We start from the raw sequence: 25,458 nt of genomic DNA on the forward strand, positions 1-25,458 counted from the left end.
GAGGTGCGATTGCGTTCGGATGTAACGCCGCGAATTTCAGAGCTTGCGCCCGAGGGCGCACGATGCCGGGAGGAGATCAAATTGTTGATCTCAGGCAAAGAGCGAAGAGGAGAAAGCTTATGAAGAAAAGCTGGAAAAAGCCGACAATGTGCACGGTCGCTGTCGGAATGGAAATGTCACGCTATTATTCCGCCGACCTCAAAGCCAAGAAGTAAGAGCATTTACCGCTCCATGTGGCGTTCACGCATGGAGCGGCTGCCGTCGGAAGGAAGCATTGTCACATGCGGCTGAAGATTCTCGGCTCCGCGGCGGGAGGGGGATTTCCCCAGTGGAACTGCAACTACCGGCTGAGCCGTTCTGTCCGTAATGGCGAAGACGGTTTTCGACCGCGGACGCAATCGAGTCTGGGTGTCTCTGCTGATGGCAAAAACTGGGTTCTCTTCAATGCATCCCCGGATATTCGCGAGCAAATTGCGGCAATTCCCGAGCTGCAGCCGAGGGAAGATGGCCCCCTGCGTGCTTCGCCTATCCAAGCCGTTATCCTGACGAATGCGGACGTCGATCACATTGCCGGACTCTTGAGCCTGCGTGAGCGGCATCGCTTCGTCATTTATGCAACCGCGCGGGTTCTACGCCTACTCGCGGAAAACAGTATTTTCAATGTTCTCGACAGTGAACTGGTCGAGCGCCGCGAACTTCTGCTGAATATCCCGACGCCGATTGCGGATTGGCAGGGCAAGCCGACATCCATCGTGGTCGAGGCGTTTCCGGTTCTCGGTAAGGTGGCTCTGTTTTTGGAGGATGCCGACAAGGCGGAAGAGGGTTTCGGCACGCAGGAGGGCGACACTGTGGGAGTTCGCATTTGGCAGGAGGGTCGTGAGTCCTCGGCGTTATATGTCCCTGGCTGTGCAGCTGTCGACGCCGATCTGAAAGAAAGAATTGCCGCTGCGACATGTCTGCTTTTCGACGGCACGGTCTACACCGATGACGAGATGTTGAGCGCCGGCGTCGGCGCCAAAACCGGCCGGCGCATGGGACACCTGCACATCGGCGGTCCTGAAGGGTCCATGGCTCTGCTTGCCGATGTTGCACCGGAGCGCCGCATCTATGTTCACATCAACAATACCAATCCGATCCTCGGCGAAAATTCCCCCGAAGCGGCAGCCGTGAGGGCAGGAGGCTGGGAGATCGGCTATGACGGGATGGAGATCGGCCTATGAGCGATTTTGCAGACGCGGCGCGCAATGGATTGACGCCGGCCGCGCTCGAAGAGGTACTTCGTCAGATCGGGGCTGAGCGATACCACAACAGGCATCCCTACCATCACAGGATGACGGCGGGCGCCCTGACCAAGGCCGAGCTTCAGGCATGGGCGCTCAACCGGTACTGCTATCAGGCGATGATCCCGCGCAAGGATGCGACGATCATCGCCCGGGCGGAAGACCCGGAATTTCGCGTCGAATGGCGCCGCAGGATCGAAGATCACGACGGAACGAATGGCTGGAATGGCGGCATCGCCCGGTGGATCAAGCTGGCGACCGGGCTGGGGCTCGACGAAGAGACAGTGAAGAGCGAGCGATTTGCCCTGCCCGCCACTCGCTTCGCTGTTGGAGCGTATCTGTCTTTCTGTACCAATCGCAGTCTGCTGGAAGCCGTGGCGTCGTCGTTGACGGAGTTGTTTTCTCCGGTGATCATCGGCGAGCGCGTTCCGGCCATGCTGGCGAAGTACAGCTACGTAACCGAAGATACGCTCGCCTATTTCATGCCGAGGCTGACGCAGGCACCGCGGGATTCCGATTTCGCGCTCGCCTATGTCCTGCAGCACGCGACCGACCCGGAAAAGCAGCAGACCGTCATCAATGCCCTTGTCTTCAAATGCGATATCTTGTGGGCGATGCTGGATGCCCTGGACTACGCCTATGGAGGTGGCGGCAGTATTCCGCCGGGCGCCTTCGTGCCGGAGGCGATCTGATGGAGGCCCGCCGTCAGCGTGTCATTCTGTCCGGAGAAGCGAGACCTCGCCTGAAGCGCTATGTAAGGCTGCAGTATGATCCGGTTCGCGGTGCCTGGGCGCTGCTTTCGCCGGAAAGGGTTTTCTGGCCGGATGAGGTCAGCCTTGATATACTCAGGCTGTGCGACGGCCAGCGCACGGTTTCGCAAATCGTCGACGAGCTCGCCGGCCAGTATGATGCAGCTCGCGAAGATATCGCACCCGATGTCGAACAGTTCCTGCAGGAATGGTCCGACAGATTTCTGGTGACGCTATGAGTGATGCACCTCTGCCTCCGATCGGCATGCTGGCTGAGCTGACGCATCGCTGTCCCCTGCAATGCGTCTACTGTTCCAACCCGCTCGAACTGTTGAAGGCCGACAAGGAGCTTTCGACGGACGCATGGCTTGCTCTCTTTGAAGAGGCGGCCGACCTCGGGGTCCTGCAGATCCATCTGTCCGGGGGCGAGCCGACGCTCAGGCCGGATCTCGAACAGTTCGTAAGCTGTCTGGCACGGCGCGGTGTCTATACCAATCTCATCACCGCCGGTGTCGGCATCGCCGAAGGGCGAATTGAGAGGTTATGTGACGCCGGTCTCGATCACGTGCAGTTGAGCATCCAGGGCGCCAATGCTTCGACGACAGAGAAGATCGGCAACAACCGCGGCGCGCATGAGAAGAAACTCGAAACAGCAAGGCGGGTCGTGGAACTCGGCCTGCCGCTTACGATCAATGCGCCCATCCACCGGCACAATATAGAGGAAGTACCGGCTTTCATCGATCTCGCGCTTTCCCTTGGCGCGCAGCGGTTGGAGATCGCCAATGTGCAATATGCAGGCTGGGCTCTCCTGAACCGCAATACCCTCATGCCCGACCGCGAGGCGGTGGAACGTCAGGTCGAGATCGTCGAGGAGGCTCAGTCGCGGTTGCAGGGAATTCTGGCCATTGATTTCGTCGCGCCCGATTATTTTGCGGTCTATCCGAAACCCTGTATGGGCGGCTGGGCACGCGATGCATTCATGGTTACGCCGGATGGCACGGTCCTTCCATGCCACGCGGCAGCAACCATCCCGACCCTGCATTTCGAGCGGTTCGGAGAACGAAGCCTGACGGATATCTGGCTCAATTCTCTGGCTTTTAATGCTTTCCGCGGCGACGACTGGATGCTGGAACCCTGCAAAAGCTGCGACCGGCGAGAGATCGACTGGGGCGGCTGCCGGTGTCAGGCCATGGCGATTGCGGGCGATGCGGCCGCGACCGATCCTGCCTGTGTCAAATCTCCCCTCCATAACCGTATGGCGATACTGATCGGGGAGGCCAACTCACTCCCTTCCTCCAACGCAGACGATTTTCGGTACCGCCGCATCGGACGGGCGTAACCGCCGATCTGGGCTTTTGTCTTGGTAGCAGAGGCGAGCGCTGTGGTATTGCCAGCTCTTCTACCTCAAGGGACGGGGGAGTGGATCATCTGGTGCCATCACTTCTTTGGGCGTCCTCGATAGCTACGATCTCGCGAAGAACGTCCTCGCGGTGCTGATCCAAATGAGGCGGCGCGCGGTGGAACCTGACGGGCGTGGCGGACATCTTCAATGGGTTGCCTAGAAGCCCTAGCAATTGGCCATCATCTGTGGGCATGCGTATTACCATGTCGCGTGCGATCGTGTGCGGATCAGAAAGGACCTGACCGATCGTTGCGACACGTCCGGCGGGAATCCCCGCTGCTATGAGACGCCGCTCCCAATTTTCCGCCGTGTCATTGCGCAGCGCCTCGGTCACCTGCGCATCAAGGGCATCAATGTTCATCACTCGATCGCGATTGCGGTGGAAACGTTCATCCTGGGCAAGCGCCGGCGAGCCAATGACTGCGGCAAATCTGGCGAATTGCTGATCGTTGCCGACCGCAATGGCGATCTCGCCCTTTGCTGTCGCAAAGGTTTGGTAGGGTGCGATGTTCGGATGCCGGTTACCGATCCGGCCCGGCACCTTGTCTGAAGCCAGGTAATTCGTCGCAGCGTTGATGAGCCAGGCGACCTGTGTGTCGTAAAGCGCGAGATCGATGTATTGACCTTCCCCGGTGTGGTCACGATGGCGAAGTGCTGCGAGGATGCCGACTGTTGCGTACATGCCGCACATGACATCGGCGATACCGAGACCAACCTTGACCGGCTTCCCGCCAGCAGCATCACTTTCGCCGGTTATGCTCATGATGCCGCCCATTGCCTGGATCAGGAAATCGTAGCCGGTTCGATCGGAGTAGGGGCCGCTCTGCCCGAATCCGGAAATTGCGCACCAGACGATATCCGGCTTGATCTTGCGGACATCGTCGTAACCAACACCGCGTCGCGCCAGGTCGCCCGGCTTGTAATTTTCGATAACGACATCGGAAATTGCGGCTAGTCGCTTGACCAAAGCGACGCCATCGTCCGTCGCAAGGTCGATCGCTATCGATCTCTTGTTGCGGTTGGCCGAGAGGAAATAGGCGCTCAGATCACTTTCGCTGCCATCGGCGTTCGCCACAAAGGGCGGCCCCCAACTACGCGTATCATCACCGAGGCCAGGTCGCTCCACCTTGATCACATCCGCACCGAGGTCGGCCAGGAGTTGCGTTGCCGTCGGCCCTGCAAGAATACGCGACATGTCCAGGATGCGCAGGCCTTGAAGGCAGGCCGGCTTCTGATCGCTCGATGTCGTCATTTACGATTTCCACTGCAAGTTACTGAACCAACGGACAGGCAGCGGCGGTTAGTCCGGCAGCCCACTGCCGGGTGAGGTCCGACAAAGCCACTACGGCTGCATGATACGGTTCGTTACAGCAGCAGGCCTTTTTTTGCTGAGACTGTCGATCGAATTGTATGTTGCCAACATTCAAACAGGACTGCATTGTAGAACGATCGAGTTAAAATGCGACGCTCGTGCCGCCAAGCGATGCTAGTAAGGCGGGAGACGACAAAGTGAGGGAATGCTGTCATGCGCTGGAGTGGGATTGCGCTATGTCTACACGGAGTTCTCGCGCGGTTCCCCTCAGTGGAGTGGCTCTTTTGTAAGACAAAAATCAAGAAACTATATGCCAGCTTCGCCGAGGAATGAAGCGATCGGCCCTGATGATCCAGCGCCAGATGCGTTCTCCTTCGGCGCAAAGAGTGTACCAGCACCCCCAAATATATGAGCCATCCAGAACGGAGCTTCACGATGACCGCTTGCACGACAACCCCCATCTGAAACGACTGTTTGAGGTCATCGACGCGCGATCAGCCGCGGCTCGCGCCCCGCGAAGTCGGCAAGGATCGCCCGTTCAAACATGTCAACGACGAGCAAACCAAGTGCGCTCTCTTCCCATCCACCATTTCCCGGCCCCACAAAGGTCGCGGGATAATTCAGGAGACAAAAATGACAGATTCCCCCGAATACGTTCCCCCGAAAGTCTGGACCTGGAACAAGCCAAGCGGCGGCGCGTTCGCCAACATCAATCGGCCGATTGCCGGACCGACCCATGAAAAGGAATTGCCGGTAGGCCGGCATCCGCTGCAGCTTTATTCGCTTGGCACGCCGAACGGACAGAAGATCACGATCATGCTGGAAGAGCTGCTTGCGCTCGGCCACGCCGGCGCCGAATACGACGCCTGGCTGATCAAGATCGGCGAGGGCGACCAGTTCGGCAGCGGTTTCGTGAAGGTCAATCCGAACTCCAAGATTCCGGCATTGCTGGATCGGTCCGGGCCAAAGCCGGTGCGGGTGTTCGAGTCCGGTTCCATCCTCGTCTATCTTGCCGAGAAGTTCGGGGCACTTCTTCCGACAGAGCAGCCGGCTCGCGCGGAGTGCTTGTCCTGGCTATTCTGGCAGATGGGGAGTGCACCATATCTCGGCGGCGGCTTTGGTCATTTCTATGCCTATGCGCCCGTCAAGATCGAATACGCGATCGATCGCTTTGCCATGGAGGTCAAGCGTCAACTCGACGTCCTCGATCGCCGTCTGGCCGAAAGCGAATATTTAGGTGGCAGTGAATATACCATTGCCGATATCGCCGTGCTGCCCTGGTACGGAGGCTTGGTCAAGGGCTGGCAATACGGTGCGGCCGAATTCCTGTCGGTTCAAGACTATAAAAATGTGCTGCGCTGGGCCGATCTCCTCCTGAGCCGCCCGGCCGTCAAGCGTGGCCGTATGGTGAATCGCCTCTCCGGCGACCTCTCCGAGCAATTGCACGAGCGTCACGATGCCGAGGACTTCAATACCAAGACCCAGGATAAATTGTCAGCGGGAAGAACCGAGGAAAATAAGGGGTGAGCTCTTCTTGGTGATGAGGAGAGCTTAAATCTGTCATCGCTGACATTGTCGCGAAGGCGGGCAACGAAACCCGCCTTCCGCGCTCGGCAGAGTGAAGCGCTCCCCAGGATTGCTGCTTGTTGCCACCGCTGTCGTCAGCAAGGTAACGCGAGCGGCAACATGAGAGATAAAGATGGCCAGACCGAGAGAATTCGATGATGAAAAGGTGCTTTTGCTGGCCGTCGAGCACTTCTGGGACCATGGATACGAGGCAACTTCGATCCGCGATCTGGCGCAAGTGATGGGATTGACCACGGCCAGCATCTACAATGCGTTCGGCGACAAACGGACCGTTTATCGCAAGGCTCTGGAATTTTACGTGAAGCAGAGTTTTGTCGATCGGGTCGGGCGTTTCGAAAAGAAACCGCCACGTGAAGCTATTCATGCGTTCTTTGTCGAAATTATCGACCGCTCACTAAGCGACACGAGGCGGAAAGGATGCATGCTGGTCAATTCGGCTCTCGAGGTTGCGCCTCACGATGAAGAGTCTCAGCGCGTGGTCGCCGACGTGTTGCTGCAAGTGGAGGCTTTCTTCAGGCGTTGTCTCCAGGCAGGACAGGAAGATGGAACGATCAGCCGCTACCAGACTGCAACCGACATGGCCCGCACACTTTTGTGCACCCTTCTTGGGATTCGGGTGCTCGCACGAACACGGCCAGAGAGGGACCTCATGGAAGGTCTGATCAAACCTATCTTCGCGTTGCTCGAACCCGACGTGAAAGACGACAAGCCATATGCCGCGCCGAAGAAGGACATGTCGGATGAGAAATCAGGCGCGTGAAATGGAATGGGCCGCCTGGATGCGGTTGGCAATCGCGGGCGACAGCCGTGCTTATCAAAAACTGCTGACTGCCCTCACGCCACACCTGCGCATGATGGCGCGGAAGCGTTGCGAACAGTTTGGCGCACCGACAAGTGAGGCCGAGGACGTGGTTCAGGAAGTGCTGTTGGCGATCCATCTGAAGCGAGGGACGTGGGATCCATCCCGGCCGCTCGGGCCATGGATTTCCGCAATCGTGCACAACAAGCTTGTCGATAGCATGCGCAGACGTGGACGACAGGCCAGCGTCCCGCTGGAAGATGTCATTGCAACGCTCGAGAGCGATGAGCGCGTTAACACCTCGGATCGCATCGACATAGAACGGGTGCTGGACCGGTTGAAGGATCCACAACGAACAATAGTGCAATCAATCTCGATTGAAGGATCGAGCGTGCGCGAAACCGCTGACCGTCTGAAAATGACCGAGGTGGCGGTGCGAGTCTCCTTGCATAGAGCTTTGAAGGCTTTGGCCGCACTATACTCCGACTGAGTAACGTGAAGACCGGCGATCTGATTGCGCTTCTCGCGCAGGATGCCCGCGGAGAAGAATTGCTTCGGTTCATGCGGGTTTCCGAGATGTGGCGGTCAGAGCTTTTCTGCGCAGGAGCATGCCGAAGAGGTCGCGCGGCTCGTCCGGATCGGCGAGCAGGTCGAGATTTTCATAGAGATTGGTGCCGGAGAGCTTGTCGCGGACATAGCGCAGTGCCGAAAAGTCTTCGATCGCAAAGCCGACACTGTCAAAAAGCGTCACCTGCGCGCCGTTCTTCCGGCCGGGTGCAAGGCCGGCGATGACCTGCCAGAGTTCGGTGACCGGATGATCCGCCGGCATCTGCTGGATTTCCCCTTCGATGCGGGTCTGCGGCGGATATTCGACGAAGATATCCGAACGCAGGAGAATGTCCCGGTGGAGTTCGGTCTTGCCCGGGCAATCACCGCCGACGGCATTGATGTGAACACCGGGGCCGACCATGTTGTCGGTCAGGATGGTGGCGCACTGCTTGTCGGCCGTTGCCGTCGTGATGACATGGGCGCCTTCGACCGCCTCTTCAGACGATCGACAGGCTTGGATTTCGAATCCCAAGTTTCGCAGGTTCTTGGCGCAGCGTTTCGTGGCATTCGGGTCGATGTCATAGAGGCGCAACCTTCTTATGCCGAGCAGCGCCTTGAAGGCGATCGCCTGGAATTCGCTTTGCGCGCCATTGCCGATAATCGCCATGCAGTTGGCGTTTTCCGGAGCAAGATATTTGGCGGCCATTGCCGAGGTCGCTGCCGTGCGCAGCGCTGTCAGGATGGTCATTTCCGAGATGAGGAGGGGATAGCCGCTATCGACATCGGAGAGAACACCGAATGCCGTCACGGTCTGTCGGCCGGTGCGCGTGTTCTTCGGATGGCCGTTGACATACTTGAACCCATAAAGCGTACCGTCGCTGGTCGGCATCAGCTCGATTACGCCCTCGCGTGAATGGGAGGCAATGCGCGGCACCTTGTCGAAGACTTCCCAGCGGCGGAAATCAGCTTCGATATAGGCCGCCAATTCATCGAGGAATGTCTCGATCCCGATATTCAGCACAAGGTCCATCATGTTCTCGACGCTGATGAACGGTACGATATTCAGGGTGGGTAGGGCTGGCATCGTCGGCTCCTTGGCAACTTTCCTTGGGTGACAAGTTGCCACGAATGGCCTGACGTGCCAATCGCGTAGGCTGCTTCGCGCAAGGCCATTGCTTTGCGAGTTGCCAGGGAGCGGGCCTCATAAACTGGGCGAAAGACCCGGCTTCGAGCCCGGAGCGGATCTATATCAGCCGGTCGATGCGGCGGTGAAAACCGCCAACTGAGCATCGAAAGCACGCTTGTAAGCGGGACGCGCTTCGCCGCGGGCGACGTACGCTGCGAGGTTCGGATATTCTTCCAGCATGCCCGATCCCTGCAACCTGCGCAGCACCGTCACCATCAGCAGGTCACCGGCGCTGAATGCGCCATCGAGCCAGTCGGCATCGCCAAGGCGGGTGGAAAGACCGCTCAGCCGTTTCCGGATGGTGTCCTCGAGGACACGCAGGCGCTGCTCGTACCAGGGCTCGTCACGTTCGAGGATCCTGACGAGGGCGCGATCGAAGATCGGCGGCTCCACCGTGTCGAGCGCAGCAAACATCCATGTGATCGCACGTGCCCGGGCATTCGCATCGTCCGGCAGCAGGCCCGGCTGGCGCTCCGCGATATGGAATACGATCGCCCCTGATTCGAACAGGGCGAGATCGCCTTCTTCATAGGTCGGAATCTGGCCGAAAGGATGAAGCGCGAGATGGGCGGGTTCCTTCATCGCTTTGAACGAAAGAAGGCGAACGTCGTAAGGCTGGTCAACTTCTTCGAGCGCCCAGCGAACGCGCATGTCACGCGCCAGACCCTTGCCGCGATCTGGCGATCGTTCAAAGGCGGTAATGGTAATAGTCATTGGTGTTCTCCATAGCTCGTCCATCTTGAAGACGACTGGCTAAACGAGATTCCGACACCCCATGCTTGAGATAAATCCAAATGCAGCTCAAGGCATCCGTTCAGCGGCTGTCGAGCGTCAGGCTTTTCCGTATAGCAGACCTTGGCGACCCCGGATTTCATCTGATGTGCCGTCGCGATTCAACTGCGGCAGCGGTCTGCCGGAGTTTGATCAATTCTGGTGGGCGTTGCCTTTTCGGCAATCATATATACGAAATATTGTGCTTTATTAGAACGCGGCATTGCGCCATCCTACCTTCAATCCGGCAGTTGAGACCGGACGCAGCCAAGCCGGCACTTCCGGTGTCGGATCCAAAACAGGGGAACACTATGTCCAATTTCATGCTGAATCGCCGGCGATTCATGTCTCAAACAGCCGCCATCGGCAGCCTTGCTGCAGCATCCAGCTTCATCGGTATAAAGGCAGGCCTTGCCAAGGATACGGCCAAAGTCAGGATGCAGCTCGGCTGGCTCGCCTCGAACGGCTTGCTGGGGGAGGTCGCTGCGATAAAGAAAGGCTTTTTCGAAGAGGAGGGTGTCGAGCTCGAAATCGTGCCTGGCGGGCCAAGCGTCGACGGCGTGGCCGGCGTCGCTTCCGGTCAGTCTGCGATCGGTCAGATCTCGTCGAGCCCTTCGGTCATGCTGGCGCGATCGGCGGGAATGCCCGTCAAGGCCTTCCTGTCCGGATACCAGAAGCATCCCTTCACTTATTTCTCGCTGAAGACCAAGCCGATCCGCGAACCGAAGGACATGATCGGCAAGACGATCGCCACTCAGCCGACGGCCTTTATCCTGCTGCGCGCCCTGCTCGCCAAGAACGGCATCGCCGAAGATCAGGTGAAGATGGTGAACATGGGCTCGGACATGAACCAGCTTATCACCGGACAGGCCGATGCGGCCACCGGCTGGCTCACCAACGTCAACGCGCTCGACGTGCTTGGCGATAACCGCGTAGACATGATGCTTTGGGACAGCGGCCTGCAGCTTTATGCCAACGTCTATTACACGACCGACGATCAGATCGACAAACATTCCGACGTCCTGGAGCGCTTCACCCGCGCTGCGGCCAAGGGGTGGGGCTTTGTCCGTGAAAATCAGCAGGAAGCCGTGGAATATCTCTGTGAGGCCTACCCGATCCTCGATAAACCGAGCGAGCTCCGGGCCGTAGGCCCCTGCGTCGACTTCTCCTTCGGAGACACGACCAAGGCTGCCGGCTGGGGCACGATGACGCGCGAGAACTGGGCCGCGCAGATCAAGGCCTATGCCGACCTCAAGCAGTTCAAGGGCACTGTGCCGGCGGTGGATGATGTCGTCAACTTCTCCATCCTCGAAGCAACCATCGACGCCCGCAAACAGGTGGGGTAATCGCAATGTTGGGAGCGGCGCAGTTGAAGCCGAACGTTCCACGCACCGAGCCAGCCGCCACGGCGGTTTCGATCCGGAACCTCTTCGTCCGGTTCGGCGACAGGAACAACGAATTCACCGCACTATCCGATGTTTCCGTGGAGATTCCGGAAGGTGCCTTCGTCACGATGCTCGGTCCTTCCGGCTGCGGGAAGTCGACGCTTCTGAGATGCGTGGCTGATCTCGTGCATATCAGCGACGGATCGATTTCCGTGTTCGGCCGCAGTCCGCAGGAAGCGCGTGAAGGTCGCGACTTCGCCTTCGTCTTTCAGGATGCGACCCTCTTGCCCTGGCGAACCGTGCTCGACAATGTGCGGCTGCCACTGGAAGTCGGCAAGCACGCCCAAACCGGCGACCATGCGGACCCGTATGAACTACTGGCCATGGTCGGTCTGAAGGGGCGCGAAAATGCGCTTCCTCACGAGCTTTCCGGCGGCATGCGGCAGCGCGTGGCGATCGCCCGTGCGCTCATCACCCGGCCGCGCATTCTGCTGATGGACGAACCGTTCGGTGCCCTCGACGAGATCACCCGCGACCGGCTGAACGAGGAATTGCTGCGCGTCTGGCAGGAGACGGGAACGACGATCCTGTTCGTCACCCATTCCATTCCGGAAGCCGCCTTTCTCGGCCAGAACGTCCTGATGCTTCAGGCGCATCCGGGCCGGGTCAAGGAGTTCATGAAGGTGGAACTGCCCTTCCCGCGTTCGCTCGCAGCGCGCGACACGGTGGAGTTCATCAAGGTCACCGCACATCTACGTGGCCTCCTGGAGGAATGCCTATGAGCCAGGTCGTCTCATCCCGGGTCGATACGGAGCGCAAGATCGCGCTTCTCGACGCCACGGCTGGCGTGTTCGCCAGGCACATGCCGGCGATTTCCGCAGCCATGGGCCTCATCGTTCTCTGGCAGTTGGTTGTCTGGTTCTTCAAGATCCCGACCTTCATGGCACCGAGCCCGATCGATGTCGCCTACGCTTTCCAGCAGAATGCCGGAATTCTCTGGACGAACATGTTGCCGACACTGCTCGAAGCGGTGCTCGGCTTCTTCTTCGGCAATCTCGTCGCGATCCTACTGGCGATCTGGTTCGTACACAGCTCGATGGCGGAAAAGGCCTTCTATCCGATCGCGGTCTTCATCAAGGCGATCCCGATCATCGCGCTGGCGCCCATCCTCGTGTTGATCTTCGGCAACGGACTTGCGCCGAAAATCATCATCGCCGGGCTGATCTGCTTCTTCCCGACGCTCGTCAACATGGTGCAGGGCCTGAAATCCGCAAGCCCGGCCATGCTCGACCTGATGCGAGTGCTTTCGGCCAGCAACAGCGAAATCCTCTGGAAAGTGCGGCTGCCGAGTTCCATGCCGTTCCTGTTTGCGGCTCTGAAGATCGCCGCGACCAGCAGCGTCATGGGAGCGATCGTCGCCGAATGGATCGGCTCCAGCTTCGGGCTTGGGGCGGTCATCATCGAGGCCACCTATAATTTCCGCTCACCGCTGCTCTACGCGACCGTCGTGATCGCCGCGGCCCTTGCGGTCGTCCTCTTCTTCATCGTCTCGGTGATCGAGGCCCGGATGATCCGCTGGAAGCCGGCCGGCTCGCATTAAACCCGACCGTCCTCTGATCCGGTTCCCTGGGAGTTTGAACCAATGCAACAGACAATTCTTCAGGCGGCGCGCGACGTCGCAGTGGTCGACCGTTCCGATGTGGTGGTCGTCGGCGGGGGACCCGCGGGCATTTCCGCGGCGGCTTCCGCAGCCCGCAACGGCGCCAAGGTGACGCTGCTCGAACGCTACCCCTATGTCGGCGGACTTGCCGCCGGCGGCATGGTGCTGGTGCTTGACGATATGATCAACGGACTTGAGGTCACCGTGCAGGGCATCTGCATGGAGATGATCGAGCGGATGAAGAAATGGGACCTCTGCGTCACGCCGACCGGTCGCGATCGCGAACTCGACATCCGCGAGACACCGGAAGCCTGGCGACGCTGGGCGCGTTGGGGCCTCTTCGACTTCCACACCCAGTCCATGCCGCACCCGATCTGCTTTTCCGCCGCCTTCGACCCGGACGGCTTCAAGCGCGCCTCCTATGATGTGCTGACGGAAGCCGGCGTAAAGCTTCGAACCCATAGCTGGTTCTCGTCCGCGATCATGGAAGGCAAGACCATCAAGGGCGTCATTTGCCAGACCAAGTCGGGCATGGAAGCGATCCTCGGCGATATCGTCATCGACACGACCGGCGACCTCGACGTCGCGGCGTCGGCCGGCGCCTCGCATGTGGAATCAAACTTCATCCTGACGACCGTCTCCCGTTGGGGCGGCGTCGATACGGATGCCGCCGAGCGCTTCGAATTCGAGGAACCGGAAGCGTTCAAGACGATCGATCACGAGGCCAAGCGCCTGATCGGTGGTTGCTGGTCCTTCTGGTGGCTGAAGACCCCGCTGCCGGGCATTGTCTGGCTCAACTGCCCGCATATGCCGAACCTCTCCGGCCTCAAGACAGAGGACCTGACCAAGGCGGAACTCGAAGGCCGCGCCCGCATCGGACGGCTGCTCGATTTCGCTCGCGAAAAGATGCCGGGATTCGAGAAGGCCTATGTGGTGGATTTCGCGCCGCAGACAGGTGTGCGCCAGACGAGGCTGCTTGAGGGCGAATATGTCGTGACGAAGGATGACGTCATGAACCGCGTTCATTTTGCCGACACAGTCTGCCGTGGCCGTGACTATTATACGCCTTACCGGTCGATGCTGCCGCGTGAAGTCGATCAGCTCATCGTCGCCGGGCGTCACTATTCGGCAACCCCGCAGGCACAAAAATCGAGTCGCGAAATCCCGCCCTGCATGGCTATGGGCGAGGCCGCCGGCGTCGCCGCCGCCGTGGCTCTCAATGCCGGAACCACCGTTCGGAAAGCCGACATTCGCGCGATCCAGAAACAGATGCGGGCGCAGGGTGCCGATCCCGGCGACATCCCGTCCGAAAATGCAACATTCCTGGAGGCTGCGGAATGAACTCTCTCCCACTCGACGGCATCCGCGTGATCGATTTCACGCAGGTCATGCTCGGTCCCTGCTGCACGCAGACGCTGGCCGATTACGGCGCCGAGGTCATCAAGATAGAGAAGGCCAAGATCGGCGACCTGTCGCGCTGGTCGCTCGGTTCGGACCCGGATGGCCTCAACAATCCGGTCTTCTGCTCGCTAAACCGCAACAAGAAGAGCCTGGCTCTGGACCTTAAACTCAAGGAAGCGCGCGATGCCGTGCTTGCCTTGATCGCCGACGCGGACGTTGTCGTCAACAACTTCCGTCCCGGCGTCATGGAACGGATGGGCTTCGGCTACGATGATCTGAAGAAGATCAACAAGCGGCTGATCTATGCGGTCGGTACCGGCTTCGGACTAACCGGCCCCTACCAGCACAAGGGCGGACAGGATATCCTCGCCCAGGCGCTCTCGGGAGTGATGCGGCGCAAGTCCGACAGCAGCCATCCGACCTCCATCTATGCGACGCCGCTTGCCGACTACTCCGCCGGCATGCATCTCGTCCAGGGCATCCTGCTTGCACTCCTGCACAGGGAAAAGACCGGCGAAGGGCAGCAGGTGGCCGTCAGCCTCTATAATTCCATGCTGGCGATGCAGATGCAGGAAGGTGCGGCGCACATGATGCGCAAAAAGGATCTCAACTGGGGCGCCTTTCCGCTGACCGGCGTGTTCGACACCACGGATGGCGCGATCGTCATGGTCGGCGCTTTCAAGCAGAACCCGCTTCAGGACATCTGCAACGCGCTCGATATCGAGGACCTGTCCCAGCAGCCGCGGTACAGGGATTTCGACGCTCAGATGGAGCATCGACCGGAACTGCAGGCGATCTTCCGCGAGAATTTCGCGAAGAACAGCAACGCCCATTGGCTGAAGCGGCTGGAGGAGGTGGATATTCTGTGCGCCCCCGTCCGCAACCTTGCCGAGGCATTGGAGGATGAACAGACGATCATCAACAAGATGATCCTGGAGGCCGGTGAAACGGCGGCCGGTCCCATCCGCCTGATCGGCTCGCCGATCGACATGTCGGCGGCACCGGTTTCGGTTCGCATCCCGCCGCCAGGTCTCGGCCAGCACAATGACGAGATTCTCGCATCGCTTGAAGCCGAGCGTGGAGACGCGGCATGACAGTCGGATTTTCCGTCGAGAACCGGGTGGCGCGCGTTACTCTTGATCGTCCGGAGCGGATGAATGCCGTGGATGCGGCGACCGAGCAGGAGCTCGAAGCCATCTGGACCGAGATCGAAGCTCGCGACGACATCTCTTGCGTGGTGCTGACCGGCAGTGGCAGCAAGGCCTTCTGCACAGGAGCCGACCTTAAAGGCAGTGGCACGAAGACCGGCCTCGAATACTGGGCAGAAAGCCGGGTGAACGGATTCGGCGGCCTCGCCTTCCGCAGGTCGCTCGACGTGCCGGTGATCGCCCGCGTCAACGGGTATGCGCTCGGAGGCGGCTTCGAGATGGTGCTAGGCTGTGACATCGTGATCGCGGCGGATACGGCGAAATTCGGTCTGCCGGAAGCTCGTGTCGGGCGCATGCCGCTCGACGGGGGGATGGTGTTGCTGCAGCGGAAAATCGCCCATAACCAGGCTATGGCGGTGATGCTGACCGGTCGACAGTTCACCGCAGCAGAGATGCATGGGTTCGGCATCGTCAACGAGATCGCCCCGTACGAAGAACTCGACGCAGCCGTGGACCGGTGGGTGAACGAGATCGTCGCCTGCGCTCCGCTTTCCCTCAAGGCGATCAAGCAGACGGTGAACCGTACCGGCCACCTTAGTCCTGCCGACGCGCAGGGATTGCGCACCCCGGCACTCGTCCGCGCGCTCCAGAGCGAGGATGCCATGGAAGGTGTGGCGGCTTTCCGCGAGAAACGCGCTCCAGTTTGGCGAGGCCGATGAGCATGGTATGAATTTCGGGATATTGGGGGACATTCATGCACGCCAGCATCCTGAAATATTTCATCGAAGTCGCACGCTCCGGCTCCATCCGGAAGGCGTCCGAGGAGTTGCACGTGGCGACCTCGGCGGTGAGCCGGCAGATCCGCAAGCTTGAAGACGAACTCGGCACTCCATTGTTCGAGCGCTTTTCAGATGGTCTGCGCCTGACCGCCGCGGGTAAGGTGGTCCTGAAGCATGCCAAGGAAACCATGCAGCACTACGAGATCATGAAATCCGATCTCGGCGATTTGCAGGGGAAGCGCACGGGCCGGGTGCATATCGCCTGTCTCGATAGCCTCACGGTGCAGTTCCTGCCGGAATTCGTGGTGGGTTTCCATCAGAAGAACCCGGCCGTCGACTTCCGCATCCGGGCGGACAATTTCAACAACATCTTTCATTTCGTTGCCGATGGCGATTGCGATATCGGCGTTACCTTTGATCTGGCGCGACCGCACGACATCAAGCTCGTATACGGTGTACGCATGCCGCTGATGGCAATCGTTGCGCGTCACCATCCACTCGCCCGGCAAAAGAGCGTGACATTGCAGGAATGTGCGCAATTCAAGTTGCTGCTGCAGCTCGATAACGAGGTGATGAGTTCTATGATTGCCGTGGAACTTGCCGCGCTGGACCGCGTCGGGCGTACCTTCGTTGCGACGAACAACCAGATGATGCTGAAGCCGCTGATCCTGTCGGGTGCAGGCGTCGCCTTCTTCACGCCCCTTGGCCTGTTGAAGGAACTGAATGCAGGTGAAGTGGTGGCGCTCCCGATCGCCGGCTCCCGGCTGCAGAATATGGAGGTCGGCATTGTGGCACCTCGACAGAGGCAGCTCACCCACGCCACGGAGGCGGTAATAGAGGCCATGAGCACCGATCTCGAAAAATTTGCGGAACAGATCACGGAGGTTATCAGACAGTGACGGCGGAAGGGACCTACCGCGTCATCGTCGAGAGAGACCGCTGCCGCAAGCTTGTTGCGACGACGCGTGCCTATTGCGAAAGCTGGCCGATACATTCGGCTCCAACCCGGACCTGACGCTCTCGGGATCGCGAAGCGCTGCTCTTATGCAGCCTGATTGCAAAGTAGCCTACCGGATTGCCGTCTTCGACGCACTCATAACCAGTGGGTGATCCTTGGCCGTCGTACGGCTCTTGTCCCAGCCACCGGGAGAGCCGAGTGCCGCGATCCCGGGTCCGAAATAATCGCGATTGACCGGAATGAACCTCTTCTGCGCCTCCGTCGCTTCTTCGTCGTAAGCGATGGCATCCACCGGACAGATCGACAGACAGAGACCGCAGTTGATGCATTCGTCGGGGTGGATGTAAAACATCCGCCCCCCCTCATAGATGCAGTCGACGGGACAGGCTGCGGTACAGGCGCCGTCCTTCACGTCGATGCAGGGTTCGGTAATGATGTAGGCCATCGCAGTCTCGATCCTGCCGGGAATTTTCCGAAATATCTCAAACGTTTGTGTTGCCGAAAAGTGCTATCTTTCGTTTGCTCCGTTCGAATTTTGGCAACAGGCGAGGCTGTGAACCGGCCCCGACCGGTCATCTCATCTCGTATGGGAAGCCGCGACGATGCGCATGCATTGGAAGGTGCCAGTCTTGTCCCAGGCAATTTCTCATCCATGGGCGTCTATTGACAGCCGAGAGCCTCCAAGATATCAAGTTATAAACTAATATCTCAGATATGGATTTGATATGTCGGATACGGTCGAGTTCCCGTCGCTACCTCTCTCCGATCTCGTTACACCCCTTGAGTTGCCGCCAGGCGGCAACATGACCAACCGGATTCATGCTCTGCTGCGCAAGCTTATCGTTGAGGTGAAGCTTCTGCCGGGGCGCGCGCTTTCTGAAAAAGAGGTCGCGACATTCCTGAATGTCAGCAAGACACCTGTGCGGGAAGCCATTATTCGGCTTGCGGAGGAAGGGTTCGTCATCGTCGTGCCGCAGGGAGGCACATACATCGCCCCGATCGACGTGCAGCGCTACATGGAGGCCTGCTTCATCCGCTTCAAGCTGGAGGAAGGCGCCGTCATCGAGGCAACCAAGCGGCATTCTTTTGAAGACATCGCGCGTTTGAAAACCTGCCTGGTTCAGCAGCGCGCTGCCGCAAAGGACGAGCAATTCACCGATTTCTTTTTGCTGGACGAGGAATTCCACCGAACGATCTTCGCAGCGGCCCGCCTTCCCGGCGCATGGAGCGTGGTCAATCAGGCCAAGGGCGAGATGGACCGGATGCGCCATCTCAAGCGCGTATTCGCGGTTCGTCGCACTGAAAAAGTGATCGAGGAGCACGAGAAGATTGTCGCTGGCATCGAGTCTGGCGACATCGAGCAGGCGCGGGAGGCTGTTGTCTGTCATCTCGGATCGCTCGAATCCAAGATCGCCGAACTGTCCAAGAACCCGAAGATCTGGGCTTACATCGAACAGGTCAATACGCGCGTCACCAAGAAGCGGGTCGCAAGAGGCTCCAAAACGATCGCTTGACCATCCAAGGCTTTTGAGGAGGGGCCTTTTATGTCTGCAGTCCAGATCAGTGACGTCATCAAACGGTACGGCGCCTTCGAGGTCGTCCACGGTATCAGCCTGGCGATCCAGCCTGAAGAGTTCGTCGTGCTCGTCGGGCCTTCCGGGTGCGGCAAGTCCACGACGCTGCGCATGGTGGCGGGGCTGGAAGACATCTCCGAAGGCACGATCTCGATCGGTGGCCGGGAGGTCAACAAGATCGCGCCGAAGGATCGCGACGTTGCGATGGTGTTCCAGAACTATGCGCTTTACCCCCACCTCAGCGTTGCGGAGAATATTGCTTTCGGGCTGCGTGTGAGAGGAGAGCGCCGTGAGGTGATCAGCCAGGCGGTTTCGGAAGCGGCGCAGATCCTGGGCCTGACCGACTACCTTTCTCGCAAACCAGCCGATTTGTCAGGAGGCCAGCGTCAGCGCGTCGCCATGGGGCGAGCGATTGTCCGCAAGCCGAAGGTCTTTCTGTTCGATGAGCCGCTTTCCAACCTCGATGCCAAGCTGCGCACCTACATGCGTGCCGAGATCAAGCAACTCCATCGGCGGATGAAGGCAACCAGCATCTACGTGACGCACGACCAGGTGGAAGCGATGACGCTCGCCGATCGCATCGTCATCATGAATTTCGGCAACATCGAGCAGGTGGGGTCGCCGATGGAGGTCTTTCTCGAGCCGGCGAACACCTTCGTCGCGGGCTTTATCGGATCTCCGCCGATGAACCTGCTCGATGCCTACATCGCCAAGCGGGGTGGCGCGGTGAGGGCCGTGCTTGCCGGCCAGTCCGGGCAAAGTCTTGCCGTTCCCGATGCCTTCGCGTCTGCCGCAACGGATGGACAGCCGATCAAGCTTGGGATCCGCCCCGAAATCATGTCGGTCAGAACAGACAGCGCTCCCGACGTGCTCGAATGTGCGATCGAATTGGTCGAGCCGCTTGGGGCCGAAGCCCTCCTCCATGGGAAGGCAGGCGGCCAGTCGTTCATCGCAAAGGAGGAAACCCTCTATTCCAATCACCAGCTGAACTCCGTTTCCCGGCTGGGTGTCGATAGTACCCGCATTCACATCTTCGACGCTGCGACCGGTCGCACGCTAAAAACCGAAGTGTGAGGGCAGATCATGAAGCAGAAATTTCGTGACGCCCTACGCACCCACGCAGAGGATCTGCAGCGGGATTGGCAGCTCTATCTGCTGCTGGCCCCGATGATCATCTGGTTCGCGCTGTTTCTCTACAAACCCATGTACGGCCTTCTGATCGCCTTCAAGGATTTTTCGATCTTCCGCGGCATCGAGCGTAGTCCCTGGGTCGGATTTGCCCATTTCGAGGTTCTGTTCCAGAACGACATGTTCATCAGGGCATTCTGGAACACAATCACCATCAGCGGGCTCGGGCTTATATTCGCCTTCCCTGTACCGATCATTCTCGCCCTGATGTTCAATGAGGTGCAAAACGCCGTCGCCAGGCGCTGGGCGCAGACGATCGTCTATCTGCCGCACTTCATCTCAGTCGTGATCGTCGCCGGCATTGTCATCAACTTCCTGTCGCCGTCCACAGGGGTCGTCAATCTGCTTCTGACCCGCCTCGGTTTCGAACCCATCTACTTCCTGATGAAGCCTGAATGGTTCCGGCCCGTGTTCGTCAGTTCATCCGTATGGAAGGAAGCAGGCTTTGAATCGATCGTCTATCTCGCCGCGATCGCCGGTGTCAGCCCGACCCTTTATGAATCAGCGCGAGTAGATGGCGCTTCGCGTTGGCAGATGATGTGGCGCATCACCCTTCCTTGCATTCTTCCCACGATCATCATCATGCTGATCATCCGCATCGGCAATCTGGTCGAGGTCGGCTTCGAATATATCATTCTGCTTTACCGACCGCCGACCTATGAGACTTCCGACGTCGTCTCAACCTTCATTTACCGGACCGGTCTGCAGGGGACTCAATACGATCTGGCGACAGCAGCCGGGCTGTTCAATGCAGTGATTGCCTTCGTCCTCGTCTATTCGGCAAACCGCATCAGCCGAAAAGTCTCTTCAACGTCACTTTGGTGAGGGCCTGAGATGAGCAGTTTCAATCTCTATTCCCGTGGCGACAGGATATTCGGCTGGGCCAACGCCATTCTTCTCGGTCTGTTTGTCCTGTCGACGCTTTATCCTTTCATCTACATCATCTCGGCGTCACTCTCGTCCGGCGCCGCCGTCACCGCGGGCCGCGTCACGCTCTGGCCGGTGGACATGACTCTTGCGGCATACGACCGCGTCCTATCCGACCGCATGTTCTGGATCGCTTACGGCAATACATTCATCTACACCTTCGGCGGCACGCTGATGAGCCTGGCGATCATGATACCCGGCGCCTACGCGTTATCACGCAAGCGACTGCGCGGCCGCACCTTTTTCAATCTTGCGATCGCCTTTACGCTCTGGTTCAACGCCGGGATGATCCCATTCTTCCTCAATATGCGGGATCTGGGTCTTCTCGACAGCCGGTTCGGCATCATCATCGGCTTTGCGGCCAATGCCTTCAACGTGATCCTGCTGCGCAACTTCTTCGAGGCCGTGCCGAAGTCGTTCGAGGAAGCGGCCAAGATGGACGGCGCCAGCGAATTTCAGCTGCTGTGGAAGGTCTTTATCCCGCTTTCCAAGCCTGCGATCGTAACCGTGGCGCTCTTCTGCATCGTCTCACGCTGGAACGGCTACTTCTGGGCCATGGTGCTTCTGCGCGGTGAGGAGAAGATTCCGCTGCAGGTTTATCTGAAGCGCGTGATCGTCGATCTCAACTCGAACGACGAGTTCGCCTCCAGCCTGCTGACGGCGCAGTATTCGTTCGAGACGGTGACCTCAGCCATCATGGTCGCCTCCATCATTCCCGTTCTCATCATCTATCCCTACGCGCAGAGATATTTCACGAAGGGAATTTTGCTGGGCGGGGTCAAAGAGTGACGACAAAGGGAGGAACTACCGATGAGTGCATTTCATAAAGGAATATCTGTCTTGGCGCTGGCCGCGGCCATGATGACGGCATCGCCGGGCTGGTCTCAGGAGACAACCAAGATCACCGACGACCCATTGGAGCTGACGATCCATTTCCATTTCCGTGACAAATACGTCTATTCGGAAAAGTGGCCGGTCGAGCAGAAGGCGGCCGAACTCACCAACGTCCACGTCCGTAACGTTGCATCGCTGGCGACCACCAGCAGCCGCGACGCCTTCAACCTCCTCATCGCTTCCGGCAACCTTCCCGATATCGTTGGCGGAGATGCCAGCGGCGGTCTGAAGGAAGATTTTATCCGATACGGCCTGGAGGGCGCATTCATTCCGTTGGACGATCTGATCGAGGAGCATGCGCCCCACTTGAAGGCCTTCTTCGACGGTCACCCGGAGATCCGTCGTGCGATCTCCGGTCCGGACGGCAATATCTATTTCATCCCTTATGTTCCGGACGGGAAATTCTCCAGAGGCTGGTTCATCCGCCAGGATTGGCTCGACAAGCTCGGGCTGAAGCAACCCGAAACGCCGGAAGAAGTCCACGAGGTCCTGAAAGCCTTCAGGGACAAGGATCCGAACGGAAATGGCGTCAAGGATGAGGTGCCGTATTTCGCCCGGGAAGAGGTGGATGCAGTCCGCTTGATCAACCTGTGGGACGCGCGCGTGTCAGGATCGGAACGCTACGGCGATTTCGCGGTCTATGACGGTCAGCTCCGTCATCCGTGGGCCGAGGAAAACTACAAGACAGGCATTGCCCATGTCGCGCAGTGGTACAAGGAAGGCCTTATCGACAAGGAGATCTTCACGCGTGGTGCGCGCTCCAGAGAATATCTCCTTGGCAACAATCTGGGTGGCATGACGCATGACTGGTTCGCCAGCACATCGACCTACAATGATGCGTTGTCCGGCAAGATCGAGGGATTTGCGCTTCGGCCGATGCTCCCGCCAAAGACAGTGAGCGGCCAGAGGTTCGAAGATGCCCGTCGGTTGCAGGTGCAACCCGCCGGCTGGGCCATCTCCGCGACCAATGAGCATCCCGTGGAAACCATCAAATATTTCGACTTCTGGTTCTCGGAGCAGGGCCGGATTCTTTCCAACTACGGTGTCGAAGGCCTGACTTACGAAATGGTCGACGGAAAACCGCAGTTCAAGAAGGAGATCCTGGGCAACAAGGATCCCGTCAACGCGCAGCTCTGGGCGGTGGGCGCCCAGATCCCGCGGGGGTACTGGCAGACCTACGACTACGAGCGGCAATGGACCAACAAGATCGCACTCCAAGGCATCTCCATGTATGAGCAGTGCAACTGCCTGAAACAGGAATTTCTCGGCGTCTCTCTGAATACCGAAGAGAAGGCAGTCTATGACCGTTATTGGCCGAGCCTGCTCACCTACATGACCGAAATGCAGCAGACCTGGGTGCTTGGCGCTCAGGACATCAATGCCACCTGGGATGTCTACAAGAAGCGACTTGCCGAGCTTGGCTACGACAAGGTCATAGCCATGATGCAATCGGCCTATGACCGCCAATATGGTGCCGCCCGCTAAATCCTGCGTCGTTCTGGATGGCGGCGTGCATCGTCGCCATCCACCACCAGATTTTCCCACAGGAGTTCGAGCCGAATGCGTCACTCTGCGCCGGCGATTGTCAAGCAAACTCATCTCGATGAACCCCGCCCTGGTTCGTTGACCATAGATTATGTGCCAAGCGAGCAAAGACCAGCGCGGGAGAACCCGCCGCGTTTTTCCTGGTTACCCGACATCGATGATGGCGCCAGATATGTGCTTCGGATCTCGACAGATCCTGTCTTTACCGACAGCAAGACGCAGACTTACGAGAACCTGGCGTGGAATTTCTTCACGCCGAACGAGGTTCTTCCGGCGGGCCGTTATTACTGGTCCTATGCGCTCTGGGACCCGGTGTCCCGGGCATGCAGTTCGAACTGGAGCATTGTACGCAGCTTCGAAATCAATGACGCTCTACCGCGGGCGCCGCTTCCCGATCGGAAGACCCGGCATGGCGCAGCCGGCACCGGTCATCCCCGGCTCTGGCTCAATCCAGACAAGCTCAAGTCCTTTGCGTCTGCGGTTGCCGATGATCCAAATCATTGCGGTTGGTCGGATTTCCTCTCCAAGTCGGTCGAACCGTGGATCGAACGTCCCATCATCGCCGAACCTCAACCCTATCCCGACAATGTGCGCGTCGCCTCCCTTTGGCGGCAGATGTACATCGATTGCCAGGAGGTCATCTATGCTATCCGGCATCTCGCGATAGCGGGGCGGGTTCTTGGAAGAAGCGACCTGCTCGACGCTTCACGTGCCTGGCTGCTTGCTGTTGCCGCCTGGGATCCGCAAGGTCCGACCTCGCGCGCCTACAATGATGAAGCCGCCTTCCGCATCGTGGTGGCTCTCGCCTGGGGCTATGATTGGCTTTACGACCACTTGAGCGAAGAGGAGCGCTCCACAGTCCGGGCAGTTCTCCTGCGTCGGACGCGGGAGGTTGCCGATCATGTCATCGCCCATGCACGCATCCATGTCTTTCCCTATGACAGCCACGCGGTGCGGTCACTGTCAGCGGTCCTCACGCCGGCCTGCATTGCGCTTCAGGGCGAGAGCGACGAGGCGACGGAGTGGCTGGACTACACCGTCGAGTTCCTGGCGACGCTCTATTCGCCTTGGGCGGGTACGGAAGGCGGATGGGCGGAAGGCCCGCACTACTGGATGACGGGCATGGCCTATCTCATCGAGGCCGCCAATCTCATCCGATCCCATCTGGGGTTTGATCTCTATCAGCGTCCCTTCTTCCAGAACACCGGCAGCTTTCCGCTTTACACCAAAGCCCCCGGCACCCGACGCGCCGGTTTCGGCGATGATTCCACTCTCGGTGACCTGCCGGGATTGAAGGTGGGCTACAACGTCCGCCAGTTCGCCGGTGTAACCGGCAATGGCCACTATCAATGGTATTTCGAGCGCATCAAGGCTGATGCGGCCGGCACCGAGATGGCCTTTTATAACTATGGGTGGTGGGACCTGAACTTCGACGATCTGGTCTACCGCCATGACTTTCCGGAGGTTCAGGCAATTTCGCCTGAAGATCTGCCGGCGGTCGCCTGCTTCAGCGACATCGGATGGGTGGCGGTGCAGAGGCATATGGAAGATCCCGACCGGCACCTGCAATTCGTCTTCAAGTCCAGCCCCTATGGATCGCTTAGCCACAGCCACGGTGATCAGAACGCATTTCTGCTCTACGCCTATGGCGAGGATCTTGCGATCCAGTCAGGGTACTATGTCGCGTTTGGCTCCAGCATGCATCGTGACTGGCGCCGGCAGACGCGGTCGAAGAATGCGGTACTGATCGGCGGCAAGGGCCAATATGCGGACAAGGACAAGGCGCTTGCCCGTCGGGCCGCAGGCCGGATCGTCGAGACTGAAGAAAAACCTGGATATCTTCGCATCCTCGGCGATGCGACGGCGGCTTATCAGCTCGTCAATCCACTGGTTCAGAAGGTTGAGCGGGAAGTTCACTTCGTCAACGATTCCTATTTCGTCATTGTCGATCAGGTCGAATGCCTGGAGGCGCAGGAGCTTCAATGGCTGTGCCACATCATGGGCGCGCCGCAGGTGGGGCGTTCGAGTTTTCGGTATAAGGGCCAGAAGGCCGGTTTCTACGGCCAGTTCGTCTTTTCATCCGCCGGCGCGCCTCAGATCGTCGCAGTCGAGGGTTTCCCCGACATCGATCCCGCGGAACTGGAAGGACTGGAGCGGCATCATCATGTCCGCGCCACAGCCCCGGCATCGACGAGCCATAGCCTTGTGACGCTTTTGGTCCCCTACAGTTTGAAGGAACCGAAGCGGATCTTCAGCTTCATCGACGATCAAGGCTTCTCCACTGACATCTATTTCACCGACGTCGATGATCAGCGCTTCAAGCTGACCCTTCCCAAAAAATTCTAGTTCCAGGAATTCCAGCCA

General features: G+C 59.0%; 25 protein-coding genes. 21 read left to right on the forward strand and 4 right to left on the reverse strand.

Going from position 1 to position 25,458, the window contains the following annotated elements:
- The 5 genes from ABK249_RS23370 to pqqE all read left to right on the forward strand — a co-directional run.
- Positions 1–215, forward strand: a 215-nt coding sequence (locus tag ABK249_RS23370) for a hypothetical protein (RefSeq protein WP_348864216.1), incomplete at its 5' end; no start/stop codon positions are given.
- A gap of 66 nt (positions 216–281) precedes the next feature.
- Positions 282–1,220, forward strand: a complete 939-nt coding sequence (gene pqqB, locus ABK249_RS23375) for a pyrroloquinoline quinone biosynthesis protein PqqB (protein WP_227704082.1) — start codon at positions 282–284, stop codon at positions 1,218–1,220.
- Entirely contained in the window at positions 1,217–1,972 is a 756-nt protein-coding gene (gene pqqC, locus ABK249_RS23380; protein ID WP_227704081.1) for a pyrroloquinoline-quinone synthase PqqC, read from the forward strand. Before pqqB ends, pqqC begins: the two co-directional genes overlap by 4 nt.
- Positions 1,972–2,268 (forward strand): pyrroloquinoline quinone biosynthesis peptide chaperone PqqD, encoded by a 297-nt coding sequence (gene pqqD / locus ABK249_RS23385; protein ID WP_037153132.1) that lies wholly within the window; start codon positions 1,972–1,974, stop codon positions 2,266–2,268. Before pqqC ends, pqqD begins: the two co-directional genes overlap by 1 nt.
- Positions 2,265–3,368, forward strand: a complete 1,104-nt coding sequence (gene pqqE / locus ABK249_RS23390; RefSeq protein ID WP_037153130.1) for a pyrroloquinoline quinone biosynthesis protein PqqE — start codon at positions 2,265–2,267, stop codon at positions 3,366–3,368. The genes pqqD and pqqE overlap by 4 nt, the downstream gene beginning before the upstream one ends.
- 85 nt (positions 3,369–3,453) lie before the next feature.
- Here pqqE and ABK249_RS23395 read toward each other — a convergent pair whose 3' ends face one another.
- Positions 3,454–4,683: a CaiB/BaiF CoA transferase family protein gene (locus tag ABK249_RS23395; protein WP_037153127.1), complete on the reverse strand. Its 1,230-nt coding sequence runs from the start codon at positions 4,681–4,683 to the stop codon at positions 3,454–3,456.
- 693 nt (positions 4,684–5,376) lie between these two features.
- On the opposite strand from ABK249_RS23395, the gene yghU reads away from it, so the two are divergent.
- The 3 genes from yghU to ABK249_RS23410 all read left to right on the forward strand — a co-directional run bounded on the left by yghU (position 5,377) and on the right by ABK249_RS23410 (position 7,619).
- Positions 5,377–6,270 carry a glutathione-dependent disulfide-bond oxidoreductase gene (yghU, locus tag ABK249_RS23400; protein ID WP_227704080.1) on the forward strand — a complete coding sequence of 298 codons (894 nt, stop codon included), beginning with the start codon at positions 5,377–5,379 and terminating at the stop codon, positions 6,268–6,270.
- A gap of 172 nt (positions 6,271–6,442) precedes the next feature.
- Entirely contained in the window at positions 6,443–7,090 is a 648-nt protein-coding gene (locus ABK249_RS23405) for a TetR/AcrR family transcriptional regulator (RefSeq protein WP_227704079.1), read from the forward strand.
- Positions 7,071–7,619, forward strand: coding sequence for a sigma-70 family RNA polymerase sigma factor (locus ABK249_RS23410; protein WP_037153121.1), 549 nt, complete (start codon positions 7,071–7,073; stop codon positions 7,617–7,619). Before ABK249_RS23405 ends, ABK249_RS23410 begins: the two co-directional genes overlap by 20 nt.
- A 69-nt stretch (positions 7,620–7,688) precedes the next feature.
- Here ABK249_RS23410 and ABK249_RS23415 read toward each other — a convergent pair whose 3' ends face one another.
- Together ABK249_RS23415 and ABK249_RS23420 are read right to left on the reverse strand one after the other, a co-directional pair.
- A complete protein-coding gene (locus ABK249_RS23415) occupies positions 7,689–8,762 on the reverse strand; it encodes an ornithine cyclodeaminase (RefSeq protein WP_227704078.1) in 1,074 nt (357 codons plus the stop codon).
- Between the two features lie 165 nt (positions 8,763–8,927).
- A complete protein-coding gene (locus ABK249_RS23420; RefSeq protein WP_227704077.1) occupies positions 8,928–9,578 on the reverse strand; it encodes a glutathione S-transferase family protein in 651 nt (216 codons plus the stop codon).
- 368 nt (positions 9,579–9,946) lie between these two features.
- Here ABK249_RS23420 and ABK249_RS23425 point away from each other — a divergent pair, with 368 nt between their 5' ends.
- From ABK249_RS23425 to ABK249_RS23455, 7 genes are read left to right on the forward strand one after another with little or no spacing between them, the layout of a single operon-like run.
- A complete protein-coding gene (locus tag ABK249_RS23425) occupies positions 9,947–10,981 on the forward strand; it encodes an ABC transporter substrate-binding protein (protein WP_037153114.1) in 1,035 nt (344 codons plus the stop codon).
- Positions 10,982–10,986: 5 nt separating this feature from the next.
- Entirely contained in the window at positions 10,987–11,802 is an 816-nt protein-coding gene (locus tag ABK249_RS23430; RefSeq protein ID WP_227704076.1) for an ABC transporter ATP-binding protein, read from the forward strand.
- Positions 11,799–12,620, forward strand: a complete 822-nt coding sequence (locus tag ABK249_RS23435; protein WP_037153108.1) for an ABC transporter permease — start codon at positions 11,799–11,801, stop codon at positions 12,618–12,620. The genes ABK249_RS23430 and ABK249_RS23435 overlap by 4 nt, the downstream gene beginning before the upstream one ends.
- A 42-nt stretch (positions 12,621–12,662) precedes the next feature.
- Complete coding sequence (locus ABK249_RS23440) at positions 12,663–14,021, forward strand: FAD-dependent oxidoreductase (RefSeq protein ID WP_227704075.1); 1,359 nt, start codon at positions 12,663–12,665, stop codon at positions 14,019–14,021.
- Positions 14,018–15,175 (forward strand): CaiB/BaiF CoA transferase family protein, encoded by a 1,158-nt coding sequence (locus ABK249_RS23445; RefSeq protein WP_227704074.1) that lies wholly within the window; start codon positions 14,018–14,020, stop codon positions 15,173–15,175. The genes ABK249_RS23440 and ABK249_RS23445 overlap by 4 nt, the downstream gene beginning before the upstream one ends.
- Entirely contained in the window at positions 15,172–15,948 is a 777-nt protein-coding gene (locus ABK249_RS23450; RefSeq protein WP_227704073.1) for an enoyl-CoA hydratase-related protein, read from the forward strand. The genes ABK249_RS23445 and ABK249_RS23450 overlap by 4 nt, the downstream gene beginning before the upstream one ends.
- A 35-nt stretch (positions 15,949–15,983) precedes the next feature.
- Entirely contained in the window at positions 15,984–16,907 is a 924-nt protein-coding gene (locus tag ABK249_RS23455) for a LysR family transcriptional regulator (RefSeq protein ID WP_227704072.1), read from the forward strand.
- Positions 16,908–17,075: 168 nt separating this feature from the next.
- Here the strand turns inward: ABK249_RS23455 and fdxA are convergent, their stop codons facing one another.
- Entirely contained in the window at positions 17,076–17,411 is a 336-nt protein-coding gene (fdxA, locus tag ABK249_RS23460; protein WP_037153094.1) for a ferredoxin, read from the reverse strand.
- Positions 17,412–17,691: 280 nt separating this feature from the next.
- On the opposite strand from fdxA, the gene ABK249_RS23465 reads away from it, so the two are divergent.
- The 6 genes from ABK249_RS23465 to ABK249_RS23490 all read left to right on the forward strand — a co-directional run bounded on the left by ABK249_RS23465 (position 17,692) and on the right by ABK249_RS23490 (position 25,440).
- On the forward strand, positions 17,692–18,480 hold the full coding sequence (locus tag ABK249_RS23465) for a GntR family transcriptional regulator (protein WP_227704071.1): 789 nt from the start codon (positions 17,692–17,694) through the stop codon (positions 18,478–18,480).
- Between the two features lie 30 nt (positions 18,481–18,510).
- On the forward strand, positions 18,511–19,614 hold the full coding sequence (locus ABK249_RS23470) for an ABC transporter ATP-binding protein (protein ID WP_227704070.1): 1,104 nt from the start codon (positions 18,511–18,513) through the stop codon (positions 19,612–19,614).
- Between the two features lie 9 nt (positions 19,615–19,623).
- Entirely contained in the window at positions 19,624–20,553 is a 930-nt protein-coding gene (locus tag ABK249_RS23475) for an ABC transporter permease (protein WP_227704069.1), read from the forward strand.
- A gap of 9 nt (positions 20,554–20,562) precedes the next feature.
- Complete coding sequence (locus tag ABK249_RS23480) at positions 20,563–21,444, forward strand: carbohydrate ABC transporter permease (RefSeq protein WP_037153085.1); 882 nt, start codon at positions 20,563–20,565, stop codon at positions 21,442–21,444.
- A gap of 69 nt (positions 21,445–21,513) precedes the next feature.
- Positions 21,514–23,034 (forward strand): extracellular solute-binding protein, encoded by a 1,521-nt coding sequence (locus tag ABK249_RS23485; protein ID WP_407722132.1) that lies wholly within the window; start codon positions 21,514–21,516, stop codon positions 23,032–23,034.
- Between the two features lie 75 nt (positions 23,035–23,109).
- Positions 23,110–25,440, forward strand: coding sequence for an alginate lyase (locus ABK249_RS23490; protein ID WP_227704067.1), 2,331 nt, complete (start codon positions 23,110–23,112; stop codon positions 25,438–25,440).
- Positions 25,441–25,458: the final 18 nt, after the last annotated feature.

The organism is Neorhizobium phenanthreniclasticum, assembly GCF_040066075.1.
Lineage (GTDB): Bacteria > Pseudomonadota > Alphaproteobacteria > Rhizobiales > Rhizobiaceae > Neorhizobium > Neorhizobium petrolearium.